The organism is Pseudomonas sp. 51_B, from assembly GCF_017491595.1.
Lineage (GTDB): Bacteria > Pseudomonadota > Gammaproteobacteria > Pseudomonadales > Pseudomonadaceae > Aquipseudomonas > Aquipseudomonas promysalinigenes.
Genome location: NZ_JAFGYW010000386.1, coordinates 1 through 449, shown reverse-complemented (window position 1 = coordinate 449; position 449 = coordinate 1). Strand labels below are relative to the sequence as shown.

The 449-nt window shown below is 59.9% G+C and carries 1 protein-coding gene; it reads left to right on the top strand.

Annotated features, from left to right (window positions below; translation table 11 throughout):
* The coding region (locus J5M56_RS25360) for a contractile injection system protein, VgrG/Pvc8 family (RefSeq protein WP_279381850.1) at positions 1–449 on the top strand (449 nt) is incomplete at both ends.

The following is a 449-nucleotide window of genomic DNA, read 5'->3' as shown; positions in this document are numbered from 1 at the left end:
CTTGACCCGTTATTCGGTGACCCTGCGCCCGCAACTGGCGTACCTGGCGCACCGCATCAACCAGCGCATCTTCCAGAACCTCAGCGTGCCGAAAATCATCGGCATGGTGCTCGAAGAGCACGGCATTCAAAGCAACGCCTACGAATTCAAGACCGGCTCGATCTATCCCGAGCGCATCTACTGCGTGCAATACGACGAGTCGGATCTGCACTTCATCCAGCGCCTGTGCGAGGAAGAAGGCATTCACTTCCACTTCCAGCACAGCGCCAACGCGCACAAGTTGGTGTTCGGCGACGACCAGACGGTGTTCCCGAAACTGGCACCTGTGCCCTATCAGCAAGACTCCGGCATGGTCGCCAGCAACCCGGTGATCAAGCGTTTCGACCTGCGCCTGGAAACCCGCACCAGCCGCACCACCCGCCGCGACTACGACTTCGAAAAACCGCGCC